The organism is Streptomyces sp. MUSC 14, from assembly GCF_001866675.1.
Lineage (GTDB): Bacteria > Actinomycetota > Actinomycetes > Streptomycetales > Streptomycetaceae > Streptomyces.
This window is the reverse complement of the sequence record NZ_MLYN01000106.1, coordinates 1-24644: the sequence shown is the minus strand read 5'-3', so window position 1 is coordinate 24644 and position 24644 is coordinate 1. Positions and strand designations below refer to the sequence as shown.

Below are 24644 nucleotides of genomic sequence, written 5' to 3'. Positions count from 1 at the left end.
AGACCAGGACTTCTCCCAGGACATGCACCCCAGCGACCCCCACCGACCGACAGCGAGAGGACGTACCGCAAATGGCCACATTGCAGAGCCTCGACCCGCACACGCCGATGTTCGCGCAGTTCACGCAGAAGACCGGACCCATCGTCCTGGCCAACACCTTCTTCGTCCCGAAGGAGCGGACCGAGTCGTTCCTCGCCCTCTTCCGCAGGCAGGCCGAGTTCATGAAGGCCCAGCCGGGATTCGTCTCCCTGCAGATGCACAAGGGAACGGCGGACAGCCGGCTTCTGATGAACATCGCGGTCTGGGAGTCGACCGAAGCGCTCGCCACGGCGTTCGCCAGCCCGGAGTTCCAGCACATGGTGGCCCAGTCCCCCGACGACGTCATGTCGTACCCGCACATCTTCGAGCGGATCGACGTATGACACGGCAGCCATAGCCGCGTAACGGGGGGGCGACGTCCTCGTCCTCAGCCGAAGCCCGGCGAGATGGCCTTCCGGAGTCTTGCCGTAGCGGGTCGCGATGCCCCAGCGGGTCGCGATGCCCCGCCCCGCCTTGCGCTTGTTGATCAGGCGCTGGGCGGGGCGTCCCGCTGCGCGGCCCTTCTCTCCGGGCGCGGAGTGAGCCTTCGAGTACGCCCGGGGGAGAGCCACCGCAGTCGGGGATCGGTGACGTGGTGGTTCCGCCAGGCGATGTACCGGCGCATCATGCCGGCTCGCACCCGTGGCCGGGCGGGCCGTGCCGTCCAGGGCGAACTGGCGCAGCGCGGTGAACGGAGCCTCGGTCCGGGTCAGCCACGAGCCGGAAGTGCGGGCCTGGACCGCGGCCGTGCCGACGGGCGATGAGCCCTTGCGGAGCTCGGGAACGAAGGCCTCGGTTCGTGCGGTCCGCAGGCGTTCTGCGGCCAGGGCGAGGTGTTCGGGACGGTCGTACCAGCCATGGTCCCGTGCAGGTGGCCGGGGTCGTCGGCGAGGTCGCGGCCGCCCTGCGCCTCGTACCGCTCGTAGGAGGAAGGGCATCGCTGTCGTCGAGCGTGAGCCGGCACAGCTGACAGGTCCAACCACCGCGCGGCTGGCGGGAGTCGGCGACCGAACGGTCGTCGCCGAGCTGCTTCGCCCCCTACGCACCGTGGCCGTCCAGCCAGGTCGTCTAGGCCGTCAGCACCGCTTCCACGAACGTCCGCCGGTCCTCGCCGTGATCGCGGAACCACATCCCCAACTGGTGCTGCGCGTCCGGAAGGTCGAACCGCGTGTACTGGGCGCGTGCGGCCAGCGCCTCCTCCACGGCCTCGGTCACCTCCGACGGGATCACCGCGTCCGTGCCCGGCACGGCGAGCACCGCCCGGCCCTCGTACGCGCGCAGCACTTCGAGCGCGGGCGCCCCACGCCAGCTGTCCGGCCGTCGGATGATGCCGCTGAACCGGCCGTTCCCGTCCCCGAAGGGCACGTCCCACGCCTCGGCGGCGTACACGGCGGGCGCGCACAGCCCCAGCGCCGTCACTCGGTCCCCGTAGTGCGCGACGAGATCGGCCACGGTCTGCCCGCTCATGCTGAACCCCACCAGGAGCAGCGGCCCGTCCGACCCCGCGTACGCGTCGATCACCGCAACGGCCTGCTCGAACCGTCGCCGCAGGCTCAACTCGCCCAGTTCGCCGGTGCTTTCGCCGTGCCCGGCGAAGTCGAAGGCTATTCCTCGGCAGCCGTGGGCCCCGAACTCCCGTACCAGCGGCAGCACCCGCTCCGCGCTGCTGGTGCCTGCGCCGTGCAGCACCACCGCGGTGGCCCCGGACGGATCACCGTCGTACACACCGCTGAGCCGTTCGCCGTCGTGGTCGTGCGTGAAGTCGAGGTACATGCCCCCTATTCACTCACGCCGAGGCCTCCGTCCTGGGGCGGCGGAGGATCCTCACGACTCGTGGTCATGTCGACCACATGCGGCCCGCCGCCGGACGGGTACGGACCCGGCGCGTCCTACGAGGCGGTCGCGGCCGCCTCGGCCCGGGCCTGGTCGTCGGCGACGACGGCCGCGGGCGGCGGGGTGACGCGCAAGGTGCCGATCAGGCCGGGCGTGACCAGGCCCGGCAGCAGGAACCGCCACATCGCGCCGAGGCGCTCGGGCAGGTCCTCTCGCTCCGTGTAGACGAGCGACATCGCCTGCAGGCCGGTGAACGCGCCGATGATAAAGGTCGTGGCGTCGTCCAGGTCCAGGCCGGGCAGGGTCTCGCCCTGTAGCCGGGCCTGGTCGAGCAGTTCGTGGATGACCTCCGTCGACTGCTCGTACGGGGTGTTGGCCGGGCGTGGGAACGACGTCTTCTCCACCGCCAGGCGCACGCTGGCCCGCAGCACCGGATCACGCTGGAGCTGAGCCGCGAAGGTGAAGGTCAGGTCGATGATCGACTGGAGCTTGGTGGACCGCTCGGGGGCGGCGAGGGCCCCGCTGTGCGCCTCGAACAACGCTGCCGCGATCGACTCCTTGGAAGGGAAGTGGTGGTACAGGGCACCACGGGTCAGACCGCTGCGCGCCAGGATCTCGTTCGTGCTCGCCGCGTCGTATCCGCGAAGGTCGAACACTTCGGCGGCGGCAGCCAGGATCGCTTGCCTCGATCGCGTTCCGCGTTCCTGTTTCGCCATGCCCGACCCTCGCCACTAGCCAACTTTCGATACAGACAAGTCTGCATTCTACTTGGATGTGCGGGACTCACCAGTGGTGGCGAGAGGGAAGGCGGACGCGGCGCCCGGTCACGGGCCGCCGAGACGGAAACCGGCACCGCGGACCGTCACGGTCCAATGGCTGGATCGCGAGGGCGTGCAGCAGGCCGAACTCCTTGCGCTTGAGGCTGACGGAGCGGCCGTGCAGGGTGACCCTGCGGACATCGGCGTCGATGCGCAGTGGGCCGTGCTCGATCGTGCGGGCCGCCGGGGACGGCCGCACCCGGCGCATCACCGCCCCTATGCGGGCGAGCAGTTCGTGGAAACCGTGGGGCTTGACCATGTAGTCGTCCGAACCTGCCTGCAGCCCGAGGACGCGGTCGAGCTCGCTGCCGTGCTCCGTGACGGCGATGATCGGGGTGTCGCTCATCGCGCGGATGCTGCGGCAGACCTCCAGACCGTCGAGGTCGGTGAGGTCGAGGTCGAGCAGGGTCGGGTCGGGTCGGGTCGGCCTGGCGGTGCACGCGCAGGGCCTGGCCCGCGGTGGTCACGCTGTCGGCACGGTACCCGCGCCGGATCAGGCCCTGCACCAGGGCCTTCGCGGAGCGCTCCTCGTTCTCGACGACCAGGATCCGCAGGGCGGGGTGCTCGACCGGGGCGTGCAGCCGTGGCGGGGAGCGGTGTCGCACGTGGAAGGAGTCGGTCGGGTCGGCTACCTGCTGGTTCAACTGGTCCTCCTCGTGTCCAAGTTCAGGCGCTCCGGGAACATACCAAACAGACTTGTCTGATTGTCGACGGGATACGGCGCTGCGTGCTTCAGCCAGTGCGTGCAGTCTGACCTGGAGTAACCGTGATGCCGTGGTGATTTGCGCCGCGCTCGCCGGATGGAAGCGGCTTCCCGCCCTCCGCCCCCTGTTGCGTCCGACTCTCACTCCCTACTTGATTACCGTGCAGACCTGTCTGTATTTTTCTGCGAGTGTGGACCGGGGCTGTTCGCCACACCGCAGCTCCCTCCTGCCCGACTACCGACAGGAGCGCCGGCCATGACCGCGATGTTCGACTCCGCTCCGACTGCGTCCACTACCACCACCGTCCCCCGCCAGTACGAGGACCCGATGCTCCTTGCTGAACGGCCATGGCGCCCCTGCGCGTCGCCACGCCCCCTCGTCGTCGGCCTGGACAGTTCCTTCGGCATCTTCCGCCGCGCCCGCCCCGAAACGACTTCCGCGCAGGTCGTCGTCGCCCACGTCGCGGCGCCGGGCCGAGGCCGAGCACGCCGTCCCGGCCGCTGGGGGATCGTCGTACGGCCCTACCTGGTCCACGGGGCCGGTGACGCATGGTTCGTGCCCCGGGCTGCGGCGACTTCTGCGGACGGGGCCCGGCAACCCGACCGGCTGGGACGCACGGCTCTGCGTCACCGCCGTGGCCGGACCGGCCGCGCTGCTCGAACCGGTCACGGGCTGCGAGCCGTTGCGCGCGGTGGCTGCCGGCCTGCCGCTGCCGCCGGCCCGCTGCACCGTTGGTCTCGCGCAGGACCGGGCCCCGCCCACCGAGGACCGACCGTCACCCGCGTCCTGGACATGCCGGCCACCTGCCACTGGTTCGACAGCGCGCCGCTCCGGACCGACCTGGGCCGGTCGGCGAGTCCCGGACGGGACGCGGACGCCGCGCGCACGAACGAGTGGTACGGCGCCCCGACGGCAGCGGCCTGATCCCGCTGCCGGCCGTCCGGGCCCCGCCGCGACGCGCGCGAACACCCGAAGCCCCGACCGCCCCGGCACGGTGCGCGGTCGTGCATCCAGCACTACCGTAAGGACTGACACGCGTGGAATACACCAACCTCGGCCGCAGCGGACTGTCGGTGTCCCGGCTCGTACTCGGCACGATGAACTTCGGGACGCAGACCTCCGAGGCGGACAGCCACACGATCATGGATCGGGCGCACGAGCGCGGCATCAACTTCTTCGACACGGCCAATGTGTACGGCACGCGTCCGGGTGAGCAGCCCACCGAGCCGATCATCGGCCGCTGGTTCGGCGGCGGAGGCGGGCGGCGCGAGAAGACCGTACTGGCCACCAAGGTCTATCTCCCGACGGGCGGCTGGCCCAATGAGTCGTATCTGTCGGCGCTGAACATCCGGCGTGCCTGCGAGGCATCGCTGGCACGCCTGGGGACCGACCACATCGACGTGTACCAGATGCACCACGTCGACCGGAGCACGCCGTGGGAGGAGATCTGGGAGGCGTTCAGCGTCCTGCGCCAGCAGGGCAAGGTGCTCTACTTCGGCTCGTCCAACTTCGCCGGCTGGCACCTCGCCCAGGCGCAGGAGGCCGCACGGTCGCGGCACTTCCTCGGCCTGGTCAGCGAGCAGTCGAGGTACAACCTGATGACCCGCTGGATCGAGCTCGAAGTGCTGCCCGCGGCACGCCACTACGGTATCGGCCTGATCCCCTGGGGGCCGCTGAACGGCGGTGTGCTCGGCGGCGTCCTGCGCAAGCTGAAGGAGGGCGGCGCGGCCCGCGGCAGCACCGGGCACTCGGCCGGCCTGCTCGCCCGGCACCGCGACACCGTCGAGGCCTACGAGAAGCTGTGCGCCGAGATCGGCGAGGACCCCGCGCACGTCGGACTGGCCTGGCTGCTCGCTCAGGACGGGGTGACGGGCCCGGTCATCGGCCCGCGCACGGCCGGTCAACTCGACAGTTCGCTGCGCGCACTGACGATCACGCTCGACGCCGACACCCTGGCGAAGCTGGACCAGTTGTTCCCGCCACCCGGCCCGAACGGGGCCAAGCCGGCGCCCGAGGCGTACGCGTGGTGAGTATCCGAGTTCTCACGGGAGTTGATGCGTCGTGCGTACGGTGCTCATCGCCGGCCGTGGCGTAGTTCCTGAACTTCTTCTGCATTGTGGTTCGCAGTGCGAATAAACAGCGTTTTCGAGCAGAGTCCGACGCAATTCTATTTGGTTATGGAGAGTGCATGATGAGTCGTGAAGTCGCCGTTGTGGCCGTTGTCGGCGGAGGCTATGGGGGCGCCGCGGTGGCCAAGGCCCTTCAGTCCGAGGCCGAGGTCGTCCTGATCGACCCGCGTGACGCCTTCGCCAACGTGGCGGGGTCGCTGCGCGCACTGGCCCGGCCCGAGTGGGCGCCCAACATGTTCTTCCCGTTCAAGACGCTGCTCACCGAGGGCCGGATCATCCAGGACCGTGCCGTCTCCGTGGACCCCACCGGCGTCTCCCTGGCCTCGGGCAAGCACGTCGCGGCCGACTACGTGGTCCTGGCCACCGGCTCCAGCTACGCCTACCCGGCCAACCCCGCCGCCGCCACCGTGGAGGAGGCGCTCGCGGACTTCCGTGCCTCGCACAAGGAGCTGCTCCAGGCGGACGACGTCCTCGTCCTCGGCGCCGGCCCGGTCGGCCTCGAACTCGCCGGTGAGATCAAGCAGGTCTGGCCGGACAAGAAGGTGACCCTCGTCGACCCGGCCAAGGAGCTGCTCCCCGGCTTCAAGCCCGAGGTCGTCGAGGAGTTGCACAGCCAGCTCGACGCCCTGGGCATCGAGGTCCGCCTCGGTACCGTCCTGACGGCCGAGCCGGGCACCTCCGCCGGCCAGGCCGGTTCCTTCACCGTCACCACGACCGCCGGTGACGAGATCACCGCCGACGTCTGGTACCGCGCCTACGGCACGACCGTCAACAGCGACTACCTCGCCGACGGCAAGCTCACCGCCCTCACCGCGCAGGGCCAGGTCCCCGTGACCGAGAAGCTCAACGTCAAGGGCCACGACCACGTCTACGCGGTCGGCGACATCACCGACGTCGCCGAGGCCAAGATGGCCGGCTACGCGATGCAGCACGCCGAGGTCGTCGCCAACAACATCATCGCCCAGATCAAGGGCGAGGAGCCGACGGAGACCTACCGGCCGCTGGGCTTCCCGGTGATCCTCCTGCCGCTCGGCAGCGAGGGCGGCGTCGGCCAGCTCCCCTCGCCGGAAGGCCCGTTCGTCGCCTCCACCGAGATGGTGTCCCAGTTCAAGGGCCAGGACCTGTTCACCGGCCGCTTCGTAGGTCAGCTGGGCCCCACGGCCGCCTGATCCACCACCGCACCACCCGAGCCCGCCGGTTCCGCCATCCCCCTTCCGGGACCGGCGAGTTCGTGCGGCACTCGCCCGCGTGTCCGCCGTTCGCAGTCCGGAGCCGGAGCCGGAGCCGGAGCCGGAGCCGGAGCCGGAGCCGGAGCCGGAGCCGGAGGCAGCAGCCAGAGCTCGCCGAGGGCCCCGAGCCCGGACGCCGCACCGTACGCTGCGGCGCCCCGAACGGCGCACACCCACGATCAGCGCCACCGACGTGGGAGCACCCCGGCAGGCGCCACGCGCGCCACACTGCCGTACCCCGGTGAACCCGGCGTGCCCGTCCGCCACTTCGCCCGCCGTGTCCAGCGCATCGCCGACGACCAGGGCGCCGCCGAGCTGACCGCCACATCACCTAGGACGCCCTCGTCGTCGACTCCACCGGCCGGACCGTCACCGGCCGCCTCGCCCCATGGAAAAGGAACGAACATGCGCATTCTCGTCATCGGCGGCTCGGTGTTCCTCGGACGGGCCTTCGTGGCGGACGCCTTCGAACGCGGCCACGCGGTCACCGTGTTCAACCGCGGCAGATCGGGCCCGGACCTCCCCGGCATCCCCGGCATCCGCGGCGACCGCGAGGACCCCGACGACCTCAGCGCGCTCGCCGGGCAAGGCCCCTGGGACGCCGTGATCGACACCAGCGGCCAACACCCCCGTACCGTCGGCCTGTCGGCCCGCGCGCTCAGCGGCCACGCCGACGCCTACCTCTTCGTCTCCTCCTTCCACGCCTACGCCGACTGGCCCGCCGGTCCCGTCGACGAGGACTCGCCGCGCCACCCCTGCGCGCCCGACGCCGCCGTCGACGACGTACCCGCCAACGCGCTGAAGGCCGGCTGCGAACGGGCCGTCGAGGCCGAGTTCGAAGGCCGCACCGTCATCCTCAACCCCGGCCTCGTCATCGGCCCCCGAGAGACCCCCGGCCGACTGCTCTGGTGGCTGGAACGCATGGCGCGCGGCGGCGAGGTCCTCGCCCCCGCGGGCCGCGACCGCCCGGTCCAGCTGATCGACGCGCGGGATGTCGCAGCGTTCGGCATCCGTCTCCTGGAGACGGGGGACGAGGGCCGCTACCTCGTCGCCGGACCCCAGGGCACCGAGACCCTCGGCACCCTCCTCGACACCTGCGCACGCGCGACCGAGAGCGGCGCCCGACTCGCCTGGACCGCCGACGACTTCCTCCTGGAACACGAGGTCGGGCCCTGGACCGAGCTGCCGTTCTGGGCCCCCGACCAGCCGGCCATGGCCGGAGCCTGGTCGGCGTCCACGGCCCGCGCCACCGCCGCCGGCCTGCGCTGCCGCCCGCTGGCCGACACGGTCACCGACACCTGGGCCTGGCTGCGCGAACGCGGACCGGCCGACGCGCCGTACCACCAGGGAAAGACCCCGCTCGGTATCGACGCGGACAAGGAATCAGCCGTGCTCCGGGCCCGGCACACCCGAACGGACCTCCGATGACCCCCCTCGGGCTCCCCGAGCGGGTGCGCGCGGTCGGCCCGTGAACACCCCGGCCGTTCCGTACTCGATTCGAGGCGGGCGCCGAGATGTTCACGTACCGCGAACGCGGCGGCCTGGCCGCCGAGATCCCCGCGCTCAGCCGGTTCATCGCATGGGGGTCGCCGCAGCCCGGCTCCCTACCCGGCGATGGCGGCGTCCGGGACAGGGGTGTCGGGGTCGGCGGGCCGGGATGGTGATCGATGACTCCTCCGGCCTCGGGATCAGATGGCGGCCAGGACGGAGCGCAGGCGCTCGTCCTCGCGGATGATGCTGTTCGCGACGCCTGAGCCGACGATCCGCCGGTCCCCCTCGGCGAGTCGGCCGAGATCGACGGCGTCGGGGGCGGTGATGGCGAGCAGCGTGAGGACGGCGGCGGGGGCCTTCTCGGGATCGTCGAGCAGTCGTTCCAGCCGGGGGACCAGGAGCCGGGCGGCCGCGCCGAGGAGGGCGGTGGCGCGGATGGCACGGACGACGGTCCACCGGTACCAGGGCTGGTTGCCAGTGGTGCGGTCGAGGACGGAGGCCAGGATCGTCACGGCTGCCTCGGCGTCGCCGTCGATCCGCCACAGAGCGGTGGCGATCGCGATGTCGCGGTCCAGCTGAGGGGTGGTGGGCTCGACGTCCTCGCTGACGGCTGCCCGCAGGGCGGGGAGCAGCCCGGCGGCCGTCGCGCCCAGGGCGGCGGTGGCCTGGGCGGCCTCGGCTACCGCGCGCGGGCCGGCGGCGAGCGCCTTGCGGACGGCTTCGAGCAGGACGTCGGTCTCGCCGGTGAGGTCGTGGTGGGCCCGCGCCACCATCAGCGACCCGGCGGCGGCACGCAGTACGGCGCCGGCCCGCGCGCGCGCGGCCCGCGGGCCGGCGGCCGCCACGGCGGTGATGGCGGTGGCCGCGTACGGGAAGCGGGGCAGTACGGCGTACAGCTCGGGCAAGGCGGCGGCGGCCTGCGGGCCCCACCGGCGCAGCAGATGGACCAGGTGGGCGGTCTCGTTGTCGCCGAGCCCTTTTGCGGCCAGGCGTGTGCGGACGGCGGCGAGCAGGGCCGGGTCGAAGGGGAAGGCGGGGGCCTGGAAGTCTGCTGCGACGCCGAGCGCGCGGGGGCGCCGGTCGAGGCCCCGGGCCAGCAGCGGGGCGGCCTGGCGGGGCGCGACCCGGACGAGTACGGCCAACGCCTGGTCAGCCGCCTCGTCGTCGGGCTGGGCGGCGAGTTGGGCGAGGACGGGTGCGGCCTCGGCGGCGGCCGGGCCGAGCCTGCCGAGCAGGGTTGACGCCGGGTGCTCGGCGGCGAGTGGGGCGATGGCCGGCACGAGTCGCCTGGGCGCGCTGCGGGAGAGGCCGCAGGCGTGGCCGGCCGCGGAGAGCGCCTCGGTCCGTACCTCGGGGCGGCCGTCGCGCAGGGCGGCGTCCAGCAGGGCGAAGGCGGTCTCGCGGTCTGCCTCGGTCTCGCGGTGCAGCAGGCTGTCGACGATCGCGTACAGCGGTTCGCGGTGGTGCATGCCGTGCCGGTTGGCTCTGTTCACGACAACTCATGAACAAAGCCAACCTCCTGGTCCACCAAGGGCGCGGTCATGCGCACCATGGCCGAAACCACCGGCGACCACGTCCTCGACACCACCACCGACGGCCTGCGCATTGTCGAACCCAACGGTAGCTGGGCCCTCGTCATCCCCGACTCCGCGCGCCCCGTCACCCGTATCTGGGCCGAAGGAGACAATCACGCCGCCTCCCAGGCCATCTTGGACAAATGGTCCGCCAAGGTGGCCCGTGTGGCCCACTGAGCCTCCCAGGAGTGAAGTGGGTCGCCGAAGGGGCAGGTCATCTTGACCGGGCTTCAGGGTTGCGACGAGGGCGGCTCAGGAGACGGTGGGCGGCTGACGTAGCAGCCCGGGCTGCGTGATCAGGACGCGTTCGCGGATCAGGTCGGCGTGGACTTCGGATGCGTCGGGGTCCAGGCCCTCCACCGCGTCGTCGATGGCGGCCAGGGCTTCGCGGTGGCGGCCGAGTGTGCGCAGGGCGGTGGCCCTGCGCAGCAGCATGATGGGGTCGCCGCGGTCGAACACGGGGCGTTCGGTGAGGCGCAGGATGTGGTCGGCCTGCCCCGGCAGGTTGGTGCCGAGCCAGAGGCCGTGCAGCAGTGCGTGGCAGACCTTGAGATTGTCGCCGGCCTCGTCGAGGCTGCTCTGCGCGGCGGCGAGCCCGGCCGGATCGGATTGGGCCAGCAGAGCGAACGCCTCAAGGGAACGGGTGTACGGGTCCCAGTGTGCGCGTTGGCCGTCGGGCACCTGACTCAACAGCCTGCGCATGCTGCGGCACCGGAAGTCGTAGCGCAGCGCAACCAGCTGAAGGTGGCGCAGCGCCAGCACATAGCTGTCGTCGGGGCCCAGGTCCGCCTGCCGCAGAGGGCCGGGCAGGTGGCTCGTGGCGCTGTTGCGACGCGCGCGGGCGTACCAGGTGAGGGGATTGCAGAACGCGGCGCTGGTGGCCCAGTCGGCCTCGGCGAGGTGGAGCCAGCGTGCGGCCTCGTTCGGCCACGGCTCGCCCGCGTCGACGGCGCGCTGCAGTTTGTGGCGCACGACGTCGAGGACCGTCGCCCTCAGAGCGCTGTCGGCGAGGCCGCGGGTGAGCATGTCGTCGATACCGGGCTGGTCAAGCAGCGTCCGAGTCAGCGAACGGGCCGCGGGGCCCGGGTGCCGACGCAGACGGGTGAGCTGCCTCAGGTCCGACAAGGTCATCACAGACTCCTTCGCGCAGCAGAACAGAACCTGGGCTTCATGGTGTGCACATAGCGATCAAGGAGGCGGACGACGCCACGGGAGCAGCAACCGGATCACGGGATACTGGTCCTCGGACGTCCCGCTGCCCGCTGACCCCTCAGCCCTCGTCCATGTCAACGAAGTGCCGAATGGAGACTTTTGCCTGATGCCGACGATCACCGTTCTGACGCCTGTGTTCGAGGGTGGGCATGCGTACCTTCACGAACTGTACGAATGCCTCTCGGGTCAGAAGCTTCCCGGCGACTGGAGGCTTGAGTGGGTGCTGCAGGAGGACGGACAAACGGGCAGGCCGCTCAAGGCTGTCCCGGACGCCCCATGGATCTCGAAGGGCGCCGGCCGCTGGGGCGGGGCCGCCCGCGCGCGCACGATGGGGCTGGGACGCGCGACCGGATCTCTGCTGCGCTGCGTCGACGCCGACGATCTGCTCCCTGACCAGGACACTCTTGCCCGCGACATCGAGGTCCTGCAGAACAATCCGTCCTACGGCTGGACGGTCGCCCCATTCCTGGACCTGTACCCCGACGGCCGTCTGGAGCCAGGCCCGCATCCCGCCCCGGGGCCGCTGCCGGAGCGGGTTCTGCTGGACGGCGCCAAGCGTCGCATACCGGTCATGGGAACCACGCTGACCGCCCGGACGGACCTCGTGCGTCTCGTGGGTGGCTGGCCCGCGCTTCCGGGTTACGAGGATCTCGCCGTTGCGCTGTTCTGTGAGGCGGTCAGCCGCGGGTGGATGCAGGCACGGCCCGGCGAGGTCTACCGCAGGCACCCTGCCCAGCAGACCGCCGGCGCCGCCCACAAAGACGAGGACGAAAGAAGGCTCCGCCAGGGGATCGTGATCGACAGGGCCGAGGCTCTGCACGCCTCTGGCTGGCGCTGGTCGCCGGCGGCTTAGTGGTCGGCTCGGAAAGTACTTCGGGGGTTGACGTGAGGTCAGGCGGAGGCCGCTTGGAGGAGAGTTTCGGCTGCGGTGGTGCGGGCGTAGAGGACGGAGCGGCCGGCGCGGTGGGCGCTGACCAGGCCCGCGTTGCGTAGCGCGGTGAGGTATTGGGATACCCCGGCTGGGGAGAGTCCGGTGCGGTGGGCCAGTTGTGTGGTGGAGGCCGGGATCTCCAACTCGGTCAGCAGCAGGGTGCGTGAGCGGCCCAGTACGGCGGAGAGGGTGTCGGCTCGTGTGACGGGCCGTGCCTGCCAAAGTGAGCCGACACCGCGTGCCTGATAGGCGAGTTGGGGTGGATCCGGCGGCGGCGTTCGGGTGCGCAGTCCTGGTCCGGTGAAGGCCGAGGGGATCAGCAGTAGTCCCGTGCCTGCCGTCGTGCGGGTCAGTGGCTGCTTTCGGCGGGCCATCCGCAGCGCGTTGTTGTCCCAGCTCAGCGACGTGTGCAGGTCGTTGAGGAGGTGGCCGGTGCCGTGCTCGGCGGCCAGGCGGGCCCGGTAGAGGATGTCTGCGTCCAGGACTGCCCGGATTCGTGCCCAGTAGGGGGCGAGTGCCAGTTCCCAGTAGGTTTCGATTTCCTCTGTGACCTTGGCCAAGAGGCCCTGTGGGTCGTTGTGCAGGGCTCGTAGCCGCGGGCCGAGGGTTCCCTGGTGGCGGGCCAGGTGGTCGAGGTCCTGGCGTACCCGGTCGGCGGGCGCGGCCCGGATCGCGTCCCGCTCTGCCGCCAGGGTGGAAGCCGGTCCAGCGGGGGCCGGGGTGAGGAAGTCGGGGACGTAGCCGCCGGTCGACGGGATCAGCTCGCAGAGCCATCCCCGGTCCAGCCCGGCGGTTACCAGGCGCGGCCGTACCTGGTCGGCCCAGGGCCGGTGGACCGGATGCGTAGTGCCGGACCTGAGCAATCGGAAGCTGGGCGCGACCTCCCACATCGGTGAGACGGCGAACCGCACCTGCGCCAGATCGCTCGTCGAGAACGCCAGCTCCGCCAGGACAACCACTCCTCAATAGATTCAGGCATGCATGAATCAATGGCGGGCCAGCCTACCGTGCGGAGATCATCCCGCCATGACCTCACAGACGATCACCGCAGCGGCATCGGGCACCTGGAAGCTCGGCGACCTGACGGTCAACCGGATCGGTTTCGGCGCGATGCGCCTGCCGCAGCACGGCGAGGCGTTCGCGGACGATGCCGTCCCACGCGACCGCGACCAGGCGATCAGTGTGCTGCGCCGCGCTGTCGAGCTCGGCGTGAACCACATCGACACCGCCGCGTTCTACTTCTCGCCGCTGCGCTCGGCCAACGAGCTGATCAACCAGGCGCTGGCTCCCTACCCGGACGACCTCGTCATCACCACCAAGGTCGGACCGGGCCGCGACCCCTCGGGCCAGTGGCTGGCGCACGCCACTCCCGAGCAGCTGCGCGGGCAGGTCGAGGAGAACCTGCGCCAGCTCGGCCGCGACCACCTCGACGTGGTGAACCTGCGCATCGTCGGCACCGACTCGATCGCCGAACGCTTCGGCGCACTCGCCGAACTGCGCAAGGCCGGACTCATCCGTCACCTGGGCCTGTCCAATGTCCGCCCTCACCACCTCGCCGAGGCCCAGACCATCGCGCCGGTGGTCTGCGTCCAGAACATGTACGGCATCGGCGCATCGCGCGAGCAGAAGGAGTTCCTGGACCTCTGCGGCGAACGGCGCATCGCGTTCGTGCCGTTCTACTCGATCGCCGGCGACGGACGCACCGCCGGCGCGACCACCGACCACAGCCCTCAGGTGCACACCATCGCCCGCGCCCACGGCGTGAGCGCAGCCCAGATCCGGCTGGCGTGGACGCTGCACCAGGGTTCCCACGTCCTGGCCATCCCCGGCACCGGCGACCTCGACCACCTCACCCAGAACGTCACCGTCGGCTCCCTGCGCCTGTCGGAGAAAGAACTCACCACCCTGGACCCCCTCCACCACGAGACGGCATGAGCAAGACCCCCCATGGCGTTGTGATCCACTTCTGCTGATCGGCCTGTCTGCCTTGTCTGTTCCTGCCGCCCGCCCCATAATCCTGACGGCCGCCGAGCGGCAACGGCTGAAGAAGGCGGCCTACGGTCACAAGACTCCGCACCAGGCCAGGGTCCGGTCACAGATCGTGCTCATGGCGAGCCGGGGCAGGTCCAACGCGCGGATCGCCGCCGAGGTTGGAGTGCACGTGGACACCGTGCGCACCTGGCGGGGCCGGTTCGCCGACGGCGGCCTGCCGGCCCTGGCCGACTGCAAACGCAGCGGGCGCCCGGCCCGCTTCACCCCCGTTCAGGTCGCCGAGGCCAAGGCCCTGGCCTGCCAACTCCCAGCCGAGACCGGGGTGCCGCTGGCGCGCTGGTCGTGCCCGGAACTGGCTGCCGAACTGACCGCACGCGGCGTCACCGACACCGTCTCGGCGTTCACCGTGCGCCGCTGGCTTCGCCAGGACGCGCTCAAGCCCTGGCTGCACCAGTCCTGGATCTTCATCAGGGACCCGGACTTCCGTGCCAAGGCCCAGCGCGTCCTTGGCCTATACGCCCGAACCTACGAAGGCGAACCCCTCGGCGCTGACGAATACGTGGTCTCCAGCGACGAGAAGACCTCGATCCAGGCCCGCTGCCGCTGCCACCCGACCCTCGCCCCAGGCCGGGCCAGGGCGATGCGCGTCAACCACACCTACGGCCGCGGCGGCGCGCTGGCCTACCTGGCCGCCTACGACGTCCACCTGGCGAAAGTCTTCGGCCGCTGCGAGGCCACCACCGGCATCACGCCGTTCATGGCCCTGGTCGAACAGGTCATGACCACCGAGCCCTACGCCAGCGCCAGACGCGTCTTCTGGATCGTCGACAACGGCTCCTCTCACCGAGGGAGAAAGGCCATTGACCGGCTGACCAAGGCGTTTCCGAACGCGGTCATGGTCCACACCCCCTGTCCACGCCTCATGGACAAACCAGATCGAGATCTACTTCTCCATCGTCCAGCGCAAGGTCGTCTCACCCAACGACTTCACTGACCTGACCCAGGTCCGGGACCGGCTCCGAGCATTCGAAGAACGCTACAACGCCACAGCACAGCCGTTCCAGTGGAGGTTCACCACCTCCGACCTGGACGATCTACTGGCCCGGCTCGACCGACACACAACCGCCGACCGACACCAAGAATCCTCCATCGCCCTGGCCGCATGAACAACCCCCGAAGGACTTCCGGAGCCGACCACTTAGCCTCAGCGTCTCGGGCGCCGGCCCACCCCCGGCGCGCGGAATGCGAAGCCGACGGTCAGCTGGGGCTGACCGCGCCGGGGCGGGGCGAGGCTGATGCGCCGCCGGTCTCGTACGGGCGGTGCAAGGCGGTACGCCTCCCAGGGAGGCGAGCCGCCACCGGCGCAGGTGATCTGCGCGGACTCTCGGAGGTGGCGACGGAACCGCCCTCAATGCTTTCCGGTCATCCCCCCAGAGCCGCGCGCAGTGCTTCGGCATGCTCCCGGATCAGGGACATGCGGGCCTCCCATTCCGGTCCGTCCCGATGGTCGGGGTGTGCGGTGATCTGGCCGTCGTGCTTGCGGTACACCAGGCCGGGGTCGCCGATGAACCACCCGTCGGCCAAGGCGTCCAGTCCGAGCAGCAGTCCCGTGTCGCCCGAGGCGGGCAGAGCCATCCACCCCCCGAGCAGCGCGAGCAGCGAGCGCCGGACGCACAGCGTGGCCGGGTGAATCTGGGGCCGGTGATGCCGGGTCCAGAAGTCGAACGCGCTTCCCTGCGGGAGGAGGCCCGGCTCGGGGTCGCTGTGCTCGAACGACTGGGTGCTGCCGTCGGGCAAGAGGTCCAGCACGCGCGATGTGGTCCAGCCGACGGCAGGGTGCGCTTCCAGGACGGAGATGTCCCGTGCGAGAGCACCAGGTGTCAGCTGGTCGTCGGAGTCGAGCGTCTTCACCAGCCGGCCCGATGACCTGGCGAAGGCCATGGTGCGTGCCACGTGAGGGCCGCCTCGCCGGGACGCGCCGATACGGATGCGCGGATCGTCCGCGGGCAGACGCGCGGCGGCATCCACGCCGGGCCCGTCCTCCTGGACGCACCACTCCCATGACCACCCCTCAGGGAGAGCCTGCGCGTTCAGAGAGTCGTAGGCATCGGTGAGGAACGCAGTGCCCTCGCCGTGTACGGGCGTGACGACCGAGATGACGTGGAGTGTCTGTGCCGCGAGCGCGTCGGCGCCACGCGCTCCGGCAGTGGGCTTGATCATGGCCACCACCTTGGCAGAACAGGCATCACCAACGCGAGGGCTGCCCTACTCGCGCCGACGGCCTCAACCGGAGGGGGGCGCCGCCAGGTCCTCGGACCCGGCGGCTCCATGTGCACCACGGCACGACCGCGGGAAGTGCTCTGCTTCTCCAAGGCCCCCGAGCGGAACGTCACCGTCGCCCGCTTCGGCGCCCAGCACCGCAACCTGCCCCGCACCACCCGCGACAGCGTCAAGGCCATGACGGATGACGCCGACGACCCGAGCCTGCTCCGCCTCGGCGGCAGCGCCGACAACCGGAGCGGGAACGGCACGCCGACCCCCCCACCGGGCCCCATCCGCCCCCGACGCACAGTGGGCCGGCCACCCCGACGCCTGCACCCACACAGACCGGAGGCCACCCCACCCGCCACCCCGCCCGCCGACAACGGTGACAAGACCGGCGGACTCGCCGACACCGGCGCCCAAGTGCTCACCAGCGCCGCGATCGCCGCAGCCCTGCTCATAGCCGACACGGCGCTCACCTGGATGCGCCCATGCCTTCCCCATGGCAGCCGGCCCGGCAGTGTGTGAGCGGCAGACGGCTCCCACACCCCGTCAGTGCCGGGACGTGTGGGGGCCGTCGTACACCCGGGTGACCCTCAGCTTCCACCAGGACAGCGGCATGGACGGCGCGCCGTCCATCTTCGGCGGCGACCGGGAGGGCGAACTCCCGCGGCGTCAGCTCGGCGTTCTCCGCTGTCTCACTCCCGGGCCCGGATGTCGGCGCAGCCTCCAGCAGCGCCGCGGCCCGGACCCGCCGCATCAACGATGGAGGGGTGTCCGGCCTGGGCCTGTACCGCTTCCAGGGCCATGCCTGCCTCGCGCAGCCGGGTCAGGCAACTGCGGCGGAGCTGCTGACAGGTCAGCCTCGGCAGCCCGGTCCGGGGTGACGATGCCCCGCGGTTGCCGCTCCGGCAGCGGTTCGCCGACCCGTCGGCACCGGTTTGCGGTCGATGGCGAGGCCGTCACGGGTCATGAGGCAGCCCATGGGTCGAGAGGGACACGGCAGCTGTTGAGCATGGTGGCGAGCAAGCGGAACGCACCGGTGAGGTAGAGGAGTTCGAGGAGCTGGCGGCGGTTGTAATGGGCGGCCAGGGTCTGCCAGGTCGGCTCGGCGACGGTCGCGTCCCGCTCGATCTCGTCCGTGGCGCGGAGGAGCGCGGCCTCCGTCGCGGACCAGCCTGGCGCGTCCGGCCCCTGGCCGACCCGGTCGATCTCCGCTTCGGTCAGGCCGGTTGCCCTTGCCAGGCGGTGATGGTGCGACCACTGGTAGGCGGAGCCGGTGTTGTGCGCCGTGCGCAGGATGAGGAGTTCCCGGTCGCGGGGTGGCATCTCGCCTGCGGTGACGGATGCCAGGAAGGGCGTGGCGATCCCGAAGAGCCAGTCGTGGCGGGCGAGTGTGGCGAGCACGTTGGGCGCGGGCCGGCCATCGAGCAGCTGAGCGAGGACGGGGGTGTCGCGGTTGGCCTCGAGCGTGGTGCGGGCCGTGTCTCCCCACTCCGGGAACGGCAGCGGCGGGATCCGGGGCGCGCTGTGGTCGGTCACCGTACGGCCGCCCAGAATTCGGCCGCCTTGGTGAGAAGCGAGGTGAAGTCGCCTTCCTCGGTGCCCAGTTCGCGGTAGACCGCGGCGATGTTGAGCACGATGCGTTCGGCGTCGGACCAGTTGGCGTAGTCGGCCATGGGGAACGCGGCGGCAGCCTCGGTGACGCTCAGACCGGCCTTGAGGGAGCGCGACGCGTGGTCGGCGACGTGCTCGAGGTAGGAGCGGAACCGGTTCAGGCAGGGCTTTGCGACGACGGGGCCGTGTCCGGGGACGATGGTGTCGATGTTCAGGCCGGCGATGAGCTCCAAGGCCTCGATCCAGCGGCGGACCGGTCCGGAGTGGATGACGGGGTGGCTGCCGACGAAGAGGATGTCGCCGGTGAACAGCACGCCGTCGTCGACCACTTCGACCAGTACGTCGCCGTCGGTGTGGGCCGGTCCGACCTGGGTCAGACGCACCCGGCGCCGTCCGACCGTCACGTCGCGCCGGCCGGAGAAGGTGACGTTCGCCGGGGTGGACTCGATCCCCGAGAGGTCGAACGAGCCGAGGTGGTGGCGTATGTAGCCGCCCAGGGCGCCCGGTTCCCCGGCCCTGGCCCGCTCGATGAGGTCATGGAAGTACCCCACGGAGGGAGCCGTGCGCATGTGTGCGGCGGTTGCCGCGCTGCTGATGATCGTCGCGTCGGTGAAGAGCTGGTTGCCGAAGGCGTGGTCGCCGTCGTCGTGGGTGTTGACCACGGTGGTGATCTCCACCCCGGGGAGTTGCGCGGTGATGGCGCGAAGCATCTCCTCGGTCATGGCCGGGGTGAACAGGGTGTCTACGAGGAGCGCCTCGTCCCCGTCGGTCACGAGCCCGCTGTTGGACAGCCCCCAGGAGCCGTGGGGTTGGAGGTATGCGTAGCTGTGCGGGCCGACCCGGTGCATACCCCTGGTGTAGTGACAGTCTGCCATGAGCGCAACTGTACTCAAGTATAGTTTGGATTCAAGTACAATTTCCCGGGACGGCAGAACGGCGGAACTTCAGGGAGCGGGATGGACGGGGACGAGACGGCAGGCGCCCCGTCCGGCCGACGGGAACTACGCAAGCTCCGGACCCGGGACAAGATCCTCGACGCCGCGTTGCAGCTCTTCGCCGAGCAGGACTTCGAGAGCACCACTTTCGACCAGATCGCCGCACGGGCCGGCGTCTCCCGGCAGACGGTGTTCAACCACTTCGCGAAGAAGAGCGACTTCGTGGACGGCTGGGGGCAGCGGCGCCGAAGCCGGCTGCGGCACATGCTCGACGAGGCGGAGTTCCGCAACCAATCCGTCGCCGACCAACTCGCCGGCTACCTCGACGTGCTGGCCGAGTTCAACGAACGCGAGCTCCTGCTCACCCAGCGGGTGCTCGCCGGCTCGTCCCGCTTCGTCTCCGTGATGGACGACAGCCCCATCGCGGATGCCTTCGCGGCCTCCATCCGACTCGGCCGGCAGCGCGGGGAGATCGACCCGGCCACGGAGCCGGAGCTGGCCGCGGCGGTGCTGGCCGACTGCTACTTCGGCACGCTCAACCACTGGCTGAACTCGCCGCAGCCGGCCGGAGCACTCGCCCGGCAGCTCCACCGAAAACTCTCGGTACTGCTGGCCGGCCTGGCCCCATAGTCCCTGTTGCTCTGTATGGTGCCCCCCGGCGGCTACCGGCCTCTTCGAGGCGGCCATGCGGCGAGTGTGAGCTCTGCCCCCAGGGCAAGGTCAACTCGGCGCCGGCCTTGCCGACACCCGATTCTGCTGTCCTGTCCCCCCACGCTGCCGAAGCCGAGGACACATCACACGAGTGGCGGCAACAGAGGAGCAGCAGCGATGTGGTCGGCGTGCTCGTCGCCAGGGCCGCGGGTCAGTCGCGCAACTCTTTCCTGTGTGAACGGATCTTCAGTCCGCCGAGGATGAGGGACACCGGTTTCCACGTGCCCGCCGAGAAGACCGGCCGGCTACCGCCCCTCTGCGTTCCGACCCGCATGCCGAGGAGTTCAACGTGTGGACGAGGCCGAGGAGGCCGGTGGAGTCAGCCGACGTTCCAGGGCGGCAGTAGCGGGCCCGTCTCGACCGCTGGCGACAGCACACCACCGCCGGATTTAACGAACCATCGGTAATTCCGGACGCAACTCGGCACCTTCTTCAACGACCTGGTCCTACCCATGAAACCGAGGCCCTCCGGGGAGTGCCGGCGGTCGTCGTTTTCCGCAGACATGACACACAATTCATGTGAACGGAAGTCGCGACCGGCTGGGGGCCAGGTGGAACGGTACGAGATCGAGACTTTCTTGACGCTGGCTGAAGAGCTCCACTTCACACGCACCGCTGAGCGGCTACGCGTCTCGCCGGGCCGGATCAGCCAGACGATCAAGAAACTGGAACATCGTATAGGCGGCGCGTTGTTCGAACGCAGCAACCGTAGCGTGGCCCTCACCCCGGCCGGGCAACAGTTCCACGCCGAACTGCTCCCCGCCTACCAGCAGGTCCAGCAGGCCGTGGCCAACGTGTCAGCGGCCTGCCGAGGCCTTGGCGGTATGCTGCGCGTCGGCTTTTCCGGCCCATGGAGCGGCGACCTCATCGTCCGGGCAGCGGAGGAGTTCCACGCTCGTCATCCTCGGTGCACCGTCGAGATGCAGGAGGTGACGTTCGCTCCCGCCTTCACGGCATTGCGGGACCACGACCTCGACATACTGGTCAAAGAACTTCCCGCCGACGGCCCCGAGTTCGCTGTGGGTCCGCTTCTCTTCTCGGACCGTCGTGCCCTCGCGGTGCCCGCCTCGCACGAGCTCGCGGCTCAGGAGACGATCTCGCACGAGGACCTCGCCCTCGTGCCGCTGATCACGCCCCTCGGCGCGTCCCGGAACGTCCTTGATGCCCACTACCCGTGCCGCACACCGGGCGGCCGATCCGTGCCCCAAGGCCCGGCTGCCGTCGCCTGGCAGGAAATGCTGGCGCTGGTGGGGGCGGGCAAAGGAGCAACGCCGGTCAGTGCAAAAGCGGCGGAGTACCACGGCCGGCCGGACGTCGTCTATGTGCCGTTCGACGACGCGCCGTCCGTCGAGCACGTGCCGATGTGGCTGAAAGGCCGCGAGTCCGCCGAGATCCAAGCCTTCGTCCACGTCCTCCTGCAGATCGCCCCCGGCCGATGACGAGGGCCTCCGGTGAGGTGGTACACCCGACAGGGCGTCCTCGCCGGCGGTTGCGGTCCCCGAGTCCGCGTGCGGCCGCCGCCTGCTCCGAGCGATGAGGCCGACGCGGGATCTCGGCCCGTGTCATCCCTGTGATGAGGAGAGGCGCGGTCCGGCCGTGGCACATCGCCAAGCTCACGCCTGCGGGACCCGGTGTCCGTGCCGCGGCAGTGTGAGCGTCGCGCCGGCGGTCAGGACCAGCCCGGCCGCCGCGATCAGCATGCTCCACCGCATGCCGGCCAGGAACGTGTCCGCCCCCGCCAGCAGCGCCCCGAAGACCGCCACCGCGATCGCTCCGCCGACCTGGCGACCGGTGTTGAGCACCGCGGCCGCGGTGCCCGCACGGTCCGCGGGTACCGAGTCGAGCAACTGGGCGGTCAGTGCCGGCACCGTCAGCGCCCCGCCGAGGCCGACCGGCACCATCAGCGCCGCCACCACCCACGCGTTGGTGTGATCGCCGACGGCGAGCAGGGTCAGCAGGCCTGCTGTCCCGAGTAGTTGTCCTGCGACCATCGGCACCCGTGGGCCGAACAGTCCGGCCAGTTTGGCCGAGGCCAGGTTCACCACCGCGACCAGTGCCGTCATCGGAATGAACATCAGGCCCGCGTGCAGGGCAGACAGCCCGCGCTGTTGCTGCAGATAGAGGCTGAAGACGAACACCCCACCGTAGTAGGCGGCGTTGAGCATGAAGCCGACCACCAAGGACACCGCCACCACCCGCGAGCGGAACAGCGGCAACGGGAGCATCGGGTGCGAGCCCTTGGCCTGCGCGGCCAGGAAGGCGGCTGCCGCCGCCACGGCCACCAGCAGCGACCCCACCACGGGTGGTCGGCCAAAGCCGTCGGCGCCGCCCTCGATCACGCCGTACGTCAGCGCGCCCATCGCGACCACCGCTGTCATCTGCCCGGCCATGTCAAGACGGGCGGGTAGCCGCGGGGAGGCGGGCACACGGGTGAGCAGTGCAAGCCCTAGCAGGCCCGCCGGGAGGTTGACGAAGAAGATCCATCGCCACCCCACGGAAGCGGCAAGCGCCCCTCCGCACACCGGCCCGGCCGCCACCGCGACCGCGCCGCCCACGGTCCAGATTGCGATCGCCCGCGCCCGCTTCGCCTGGTCGGGATAGCCCTGCCGGACCAGGGCGAGGGACGCCGGCATCATCACTGCCGCCGCACCCCCCTGCACCAGCCGCGCCGCCACCAGCACGCCGAGCCCGGGTGCGAGCCCGCACGCGGTCGAGGCCAGCCCGAAGAGCACCAGGCCGCCCCCGTACGCCTGCCGGGCCCCGATGCGGTCGGACAGCGCGCCTGCGGAGAGCATCAGAGCGGCGAAGATCAGCGTGTATCCGTCCACCACCCACTGCAGGCCGGACATGCCACCGCCAAGGCTGCGGCCCATGTCGGGCAGCGCGACCGTGACGATCAACGCGTCCAACGAGATGAGGAAGAAGCCCAGCAGGGCGGCACCGAGCACCACGGAGGATCCGCCCCGGGCGGCCCCCGACGGATCGGCCGCGTCGCCGGAGGCACGGGAGGGCTTGAGCAGGGGTTTCATAAAGGCGCTCCTGAGACGTTCAGACGGATGTGCAACCGAGCCCGGAGGCCGGGAGCGACCAATGACAGACCGGATCGCGGCAGGGATCCGGGTGCCGGGCGTGACAGGGTCCGCCGCGGGCGTAGCGGTACGTGCGGTCAGCCGACTGCCTGTGCGGGGAGGTTCTTGCTGCCGTCACTCCAGGTCGCCGTCATCACCACCGAGGTGATCAGCCATCGGCCGCCGGTGCGGGTCAGTTCCCAGCGGTAGTCGCCGCCGAGCGTCCACGGCGAAGCCCCGTGGGGGTCGGCGAGGCGGTGGGTGGCCTGGAAGGAAGCGGTGCAGACGGCACGGTCCCCGTGGGCCTGGACCAGATGGTTGGCGATCAGGTGCTGCGTGGCGTCGTAGCCGCCGAGCGTCGCCGACCAGGCGTCGCTGATCTCCTGAGGAGTGAGCTGGACCGGTTCGCCGCCGTTGAGGCTGGTGTAGTCGAGGAGCACCTCGTTGGCGAACAGACCGCGCAACAGCGCCCATTCACGGCGGTCGGTGTGCACGGCCATCCGGGTACAGGTGTCGGCGACCTCGATCCTGGCCCCGGCCGGGGACGGTGCGGCGGTCTCAAGGGACTCGGACATGGCGAGGTGGTCTCCTGTCGGGGCGATGTACGGGGAGCCGGAGTGCGGGATGCTCACAGCGTGCGGGCGAAGTGCTCGGCAGCCGCGTCCGCGGCGAAGCCGACCTGTGGCGTCTGGTCGTAGAAGTCGAACTGGATGCCCTCGGTCCACAGGAGTTCCCTGGCCCCTGCGAGGCCGTCGTGGAAGCGGCGGGCGCCGTCCGGGACGGCGGCGTCCTCGCTGTGTACGAGCAGCACGGACGCGGTCACCTTCGGAGCGATCGCGACGGCATCGAAATCCAGCCACCCCGTCCAGGCCATGACGGCGAACCGGTTGGACCACTGTTCAACACCGCCGCGCTCCGGGTTGAGGTAGAAGTCGATGTCGAAAGGCATGGCCGCGTCGGGGTCACTGCCGCTGACCACCGGCACATAGGTGACCTCCCCGGTCTCCTCATACGTGCGTTGGGCCGCAGCCGCCGCGGACTTCTTGGCCTCGATCCCCTCCGGACCGCCGTAGTTCTCCTCGCAGATACGGCGGTCGTGCAGCCACGGCGCCACCAGAGCGAGCGACCGCACCCTTGAGTCCTCTGCGGCGAAGGCGCTCACGTACATCGCGCCGGCACACACCCCCAGTGCGCCCAGTCGTGTGCCGCTCACCGCCGGATGCCCGGTCAGGAAGTCGGCCGCCGCCCGGAGGTCGTGGACCTTCAGCTCCGGCGACTCGTAGTCGCGTGGCTCGCCCTCGGACTCGCCGTATCCGGTGAAGTCGAAGGTCAGGGCGGCAAAGCCACGCCGCGCCAGCTCCTCGGCGTACCGGTCCGCCATCTGCTCCTTGACGCTGGTCCAAGTCCCGGCGACCACCACGCCCGACACCGGACCGGTCTCGCTCGTACCGACGGGGTCGGGCAGGAACAGATGACCCGCCAGCTTCGCCTTGTCGCAGGCGAAGGCCACTTTCTCGCGTAGAGGCATGTCTGGGCTCCTTCGAAGGAGGAAGGGATACGGCATGTCGACAGTCGACCACCGTGGGACGGGCAGCCGGGCAAGCCGGTTGTCTCAGCACACCGCACACATGGACAGGCGGGCCGCCTGCCTCGCCCAACACGTTGTCAGCTACCGCTCCGGCCGACAACGCCGAATGCCTCACGGCAGGTTGAGCGCGACTAACGATGCCGCGTCCAACCTGCCGTCACCCTCGATGGCACACCCTGCTGGCCAAGTGCCGCCATGAGTGGCTGGCGGCCGCCGTGCGGATCGTGCAACTGGCTACCGCCGACCTTCCTGGTGCTGCCGGACAACACCATCCCAGGGCACCACTGCTCGCGCTGGCCCTCGCCCTTGCCCCCTCTGGCTCGGCGTCAACGCCCGTGGCAGGACGGGGCCGTTGAAGACGGGAGTGGGACCGGCACTCACGGGCGCCGTTCTCAACGCTGTGCCGATCGCCGTCAACGGCCGGATGCCCTACAACCCCCATCGACGGCCCTCGACGGCCCTCGACGGCCCT

Annotated in this window: 23 protein-coding genes; 11 read left to right on the top strand and 12 right to left on the bottom strand. The window is 70.5% G+C overall.

Annotated features, from left to right (window positions below; translation table 11 throughout):
• Positions 1–71: 71 nt before the first annotated feature.
• Positions 72–422, top strand: coding sequence for an antibiotic biosynthesis monooxygenase (locus tag BIV25_RS44980; RefSeq protein ID WP_071378392.1), 351 nt, complete (start codon positions 72–74; stop codon positions 420–422).
• Between the two features lie 724 nt (positions 423–1146).
• Here the strand turns inward: BIV25_RS44980 and BIV25_RS44975 are convergent.
• The 3 genes from BIV25_RS44975 to BIV25_RS54870 all read right to left on the bottom strand — a co-directional run bounded on the left by BIV25_RS44975 (position 1147) and on the right by BIV25_RS54870 (position 3102).
• Complete coding sequence (locus BIV25_RS44975; protein ID WP_071378391.1) at positions 1147–1851, bottom strand: alpha/beta hydrolase; 705 nt, start codon at positions 1849–1851, stop codon at positions 1147–1149.
• 116 nt (positions 1852–1967) lie between these two features.
• A complete protein-coding gene (locus tag BIV25_RS44970) occupies positions 1968–2627 on the bottom strand; it encodes a ScbR family autoregulator-binding transcription factor (RefSeq protein WP_071378390.1) in 660 nt (219 codons plus the stop codon).
• Positions 2628–2694: 67 nt separating this feature from the next.
• Entirely contained in the window at positions 2695–3102 is a 408-nt protein-coding gene (locus BIV25_RS54870) for a response regulator transcription factor (protein ID WP_371273152.1), read from the bottom strand.
• A gap of 1368 nt (positions 3103–4470) precedes the next feature.
• Here BIV25_RS54870 and BIV25_RS44960 point away from each other — a divergent pair.
• From BIV25_RS44960 to BIV25_RS44950, 3 genes are all read left to right on the top strand, one after another.
• The gene (locus tag BIV25_RS44960) at positions 4471–5463 is read left to right on the top strand and encodes an aldo/keto reductase (RefSeq protein ID WP_071378389.1); all 993 of its coding nucleotides are present in this window, start codon (positions 4471–4473) and stop codon (positions 5461–5463) included.
• Positions 5464–5621: 158 nt separating this feature from the next.
• Positions 5622–6731 carry an NAD(P)/FAD-dependent oxidoreductase gene (locus BIV25_RS44955; protein WP_256257206.1) on the top strand — a complete coding sequence of 370 codons (1110 nt, stop codon included), beginning with the start codon at positions 5622–5624 and terminating at the stop codon, positions 6729–6731.
• Between the two features lie 465 nt (positions 6732–7196).
• On the top strand, positions 7197–8219 hold the full coding sequence (locus tag BIV25_RS44950; RefSeq protein WP_071378388.1) for an NAD-dependent epimerase/dehydratase family protein: 1023 nt from the start codon (positions 7197–7199) through the stop codon (positions 8217–8219).
• A gap of 260 nt (positions 8220–8479) precedes the next feature.
• Here the strand turns inward: BIV25_RS44950 and BIV25_RS44945 are convergent, their stop codons facing one another.
• The gene (locus tag BIV25_RS44945) at positions 8480–9775 is read right to left on the bottom strand and encodes a hypothetical protein (RefSeq protein WP_071378387.1); all 1296 of its coding nucleotides are present in this window, start codon (positions 9773–9775) and stop codon (positions 8480–8482) included.
• Between the two features lie 48 nt (positions 9776–9823).
• Here BIV25_RS44945 and BIV25_RS44940 point away from each other — a divergent pair, with 48 nt between their 5' ends.
• The gene (locus BIV25_RS44940) at positions 9824–10033 is read left to right on the top strand and encodes a hypothetical protein (protein ID WP_071378386.1); all 210 of its coding nucleotides are present in this window, start codon (positions 9824–9826) and stop codon (positions 10031–10033) included.
• A gap of 75 nt (positions 10034–10108) precedes the next feature.
• On the opposite strand, the gene BIV25_RS44935 is transcribed toward BIV25_RS44940, so the two are convergent.
• Positions 10109–10987 carry a hypothetical protein gene (locus BIV25_RS44935; RefSeq protein WP_079177300.1) on the bottom strand — a complete coding sequence of 293 codons (879 nt, stop codon included), beginning with the start codon at positions 10985–10987 and terminating at the stop codon, positions 10109–10111.
• A 187-nt stretch (positions 10988–11174) separates the two neighbouring features.
• Between BIV25_RS44935 and BIV25_RS44930 the strand changes: the two genes are divergently transcribed.
• Entirely contained in the window at positions 11175–11921 is a 747-nt protein-coding gene (locus BIV25_RS44930) for a GltA (RefSeq protein ID WP_071378385.1), read from the top strand.
• Positions 11922–11959: 38 nt separating this feature from the next.
• Here BIV25_RS44930 and BIV25_RS44925 read toward each other — a convergent pair whose 3' ends face one another.
• On the bottom strand, positions 11960–12958 hold the full coding sequence (locus BIV25_RS44925; protein WP_256257205.1) for a DUF5937 family protein: 999 nt from the start codon (positions 12956–12958) through the stop codon (positions 11960–11962).
• A 67-nt stretch (positions 12959–13025) separates the two neighbouring features.
• On the opposite strand from BIV25_RS44925, the gene BIV25_RS44920 reads away from it, so the two are divergent.
• Together BIV25_RS44920 and BIV25_RS44915 are read left to right on the top strand one after the other, a co-directional pair.
• Positions 13026–13934 (top strand): aldo/keto reductase, encoded by a 909-nt coding sequence (locus BIV25_RS44920; RefSeq protein WP_071378384.1) that lies wholly within the window; start codon positions 13026–13028, stop codon positions 13932–13934.
• Positions 13935–13986: 52 nt separating this feature from the next.
• A complete protein-coding gene (locus BIV25_RS44915) occupies positions 13987–14985 on the top strand; it encodes an IS630 family transposase (protein WP_256257204.1) in 999 nt (332 codons plus the stop codon).
• 428 nt (positions 14986–15413) lie between these two features.
• Here the strand turns inward: BIV25_RS44915 and BIV25_RS44910 are convergent, their stop codons facing one another.
• On the bottom strand, positions 15414–16211 hold the full coding sequence (locus tag BIV25_RS44910; protein ID WP_071378383.1) for a glycosyltransferase: 798 nt from the start codon (positions 16209–16211) through the stop codon (positions 15414–15416).
• Between the two features lie 108 nt (positions 16212–16319).
• Between BIV25_RS44910 and BIV25_RS44905 the strand changes: the two genes are divergently transcribed.
• The gene (locus BIV25_RS44905; RefSeq protein WP_143076826.1) at positions 16320–16781 is read left to right on the top strand and encodes a hypothetical protein; all 462 of its coding nucleotides are present in this window, start codon (positions 16320–16322) and stop codon (positions 16779–16781) included.
• A gap of 441 nt (positions 16782–17222) precedes the next feature.
• On the opposite strand, the gene BIV25_RS44900 is transcribed toward BIV25_RS44905, so the two are convergent.
• Together BIV25_RS44900 and BIV25_RS44895 are read right to left on the bottom strand one after the other, a co-directional pair.
• On the bottom strand, positions 17223–17795 hold the full coding sequence (locus tag BIV25_RS44900) for a carboxymuconolactone decarboxylase family protein (protein WP_071378381.1): 573 nt from the start codon (positions 17793–17795) through the stop codon (positions 17223–17225).
• Positions 17792–18745: an MBL fold metallo-hydrolase gene (locus BIV25_RS44895; RefSeq protein WP_071378380.1), complete on the bottom strand. Its 954-nt coding sequence runs from the start codon at positions 18743–18745 to the stop codon at positions 17792–17794. Before BIV25_RS44895 ends, BIV25_RS44900 begins: the two co-directional genes overlap by 4 nt.
• A gap of 81 nt (positions 18746–18826) precedes the next feature.
• Between BIV25_RS44895 and BIV25_RS44890 the strand changes: the two genes are divergently transcribed.
• Positions 18827–19435, top strand: a complete 609-nt coding sequence (locus BIV25_RS44890; protein ID WP_071378379.1) for a TetR/AcrR family transcriptional regulator — start codon at positions 18827–18829, stop codon at positions 19433–19435.
• Positions 19436–20067: 632 nt separating this feature from the next.
• A complete protein-coding gene (locus BIV25_RS44885) occupies positions 20068–20955 on the top strand; it encodes a LysR family transcriptional regulator (protein ID WP_071378378.1) in 888 nt (295 codons plus the stop codon).
• 174 nt (positions 20956–21129) lie between these two features.
• Here BIV25_RS44885 and BIV25_RS44880 read toward each other — a convergent pair whose 3' ends face one another.
• From BIV25_RS44880 to BIV25_RS44870, 3 genes are all read right to left on the bottom strand, one after another.
• A complete protein-coding gene (locus BIV25_RS44880) occupies positions 21130–22545 on the bottom strand; it encodes an MFS transporter (protein ID WP_071378377.1) in 1416 nt (471 codons plus the stop codon).
• 137 nt (positions 22546–22682) lie between these two features.
• A complete protein-coding gene (locus tag BIV25_RS44875; RefSeq protein WP_071378376.1) occupies positions 22683–23159 on the bottom strand; it encodes a nuclear transport factor 2 family protein in 477 nt (158 codons plus the stop codon).
• 53 nt (positions 23160–23212) lie between these two features.
• Positions 23213–24112 carry an alpha/beta hydrolase gene (locus BIV25_RS44870; RefSeq protein WP_071378375.1) on the bottom strand — a complete coding sequence of 300 codons (900 nt, stop codon included), beginning with the start codon at positions 24110–24112 and terminating at the stop codon, positions 23213–23215.
• Positions 24113–24644 lie beyond the last annotated feature (532 nt).

Bases quoted from the DNA above. Each gene is read 5' to 3' on its own strand.
- BIV25_RS44980 (WP_071378392.1), top strand. From the start codon at position 72: ATGGCCACATTGCAGAGCCTCGACCCGCACACGCCGATGTTCGCGCAG.
- BIV25_RS44975 (WP_071378391.1), bottom strand. From the start codon at position 1,851: ATGTACCTCGACTTCACGCACGACCACGACGGCGAACGGCTCAGCGGT.
- BIV25_RS44970 (WP_071378390.1), bottom strand. From the start codon at position 2,627: ATGGCGAAACAGGAACGCGGAACGCGATCGAGGCAAGCGATCCTGGCT.
- BIV25_RS44955 (WP_256257206.1), top strand. From the start codon at position 5,622: ATGATGAGTCGTGAAGTCGCCGTTGTGGCCGTTGTCGGCGGAGGCTAT.
- BIV25_RS44950 (WP_071378388.1), top strand. From the start codon at position 7,197: ATGCGCATTCTCGTCATCGGCGGCTCGGTGTTCCTCGGACGGGCCTTC.
- BIV25_RS44940 (WP_071378386.1), top strand. From the start codon at position 9,824: ATGCGCACCATGGCCGAAACCACCGGCGACCACGTCCTCGACACCACC.
- BIV25_RS44935 (WP_079177300.1), bottom strand. From the start codon at position 10,987: ATGACCTTGTCGGACCTGAGGCAGCTCACCCGTCTGCGTCGGCACCCG.
- BIV25_RS44930 (WP_071378385.1), top strand. From the start codon at position 11,175: ATGCCGACGATCACCGTTCTGACGCCTGTGTTCGAGGGTGGGCATGCG.
- BIV25_RS44920 (WP_071378384.1), top strand. From the start codon at position 13,026: ATGACCTCACAGACGATCACCGCAGCGGCATCGGGCACCTGGAAGCTC.
- BIV25_RS44910 (WP_071378383.1), bottom strand. From the start codon at position 16,211: ATGATCAAGCCCACTGCCGGAGCGCGTGGCGCCGACGCGCTCGCGGCA.
- BIV25_RS44905 (WP_143076826.1), top strand. From the start codon at position 16,320: ATGTGCACCACGGCACGACCGCGGGAAGTGCTCTGCTTCTCCAAGGCC.
- BIV25_RS44895 (WP_071378380.1), bottom strand. From the start codon at position 18,745: ATGGCAGACTGTCACTACACCAGGGGTATGCACCGGGTCGGCCCGCAC.
- BIV25_RS44890 (WP_071378379.1), top strand. From the start codon at position 18,827: ATGGACGGGGACGAGACGGCAGGCGCCCCGTCCGGCCGACGGGAACTA.
- BIV25_RS44880 (WP_071378377.1), bottom strand. From the start codon at position 22,545: ATGAAACCCCTGCTCAAGCCCTCCCGTGCCTCCGGCGACGCGGCCGAT.
- BIV25_RS44875 (WP_071378376.1), bottom strand. From the start codon at position 23,159: ATGTCCGAGTCCCTTGAGACCGCCGCACCGTCCCCGGCCGGGGCCAGG.
- BIV25_RS44870 (WP_071378375.1), bottom strand. From the start codon at position 24,112: ATGCCTCTACGCGAGAAAGTGGCCTTCGCCTGCGACAAGGCGAAGCTG.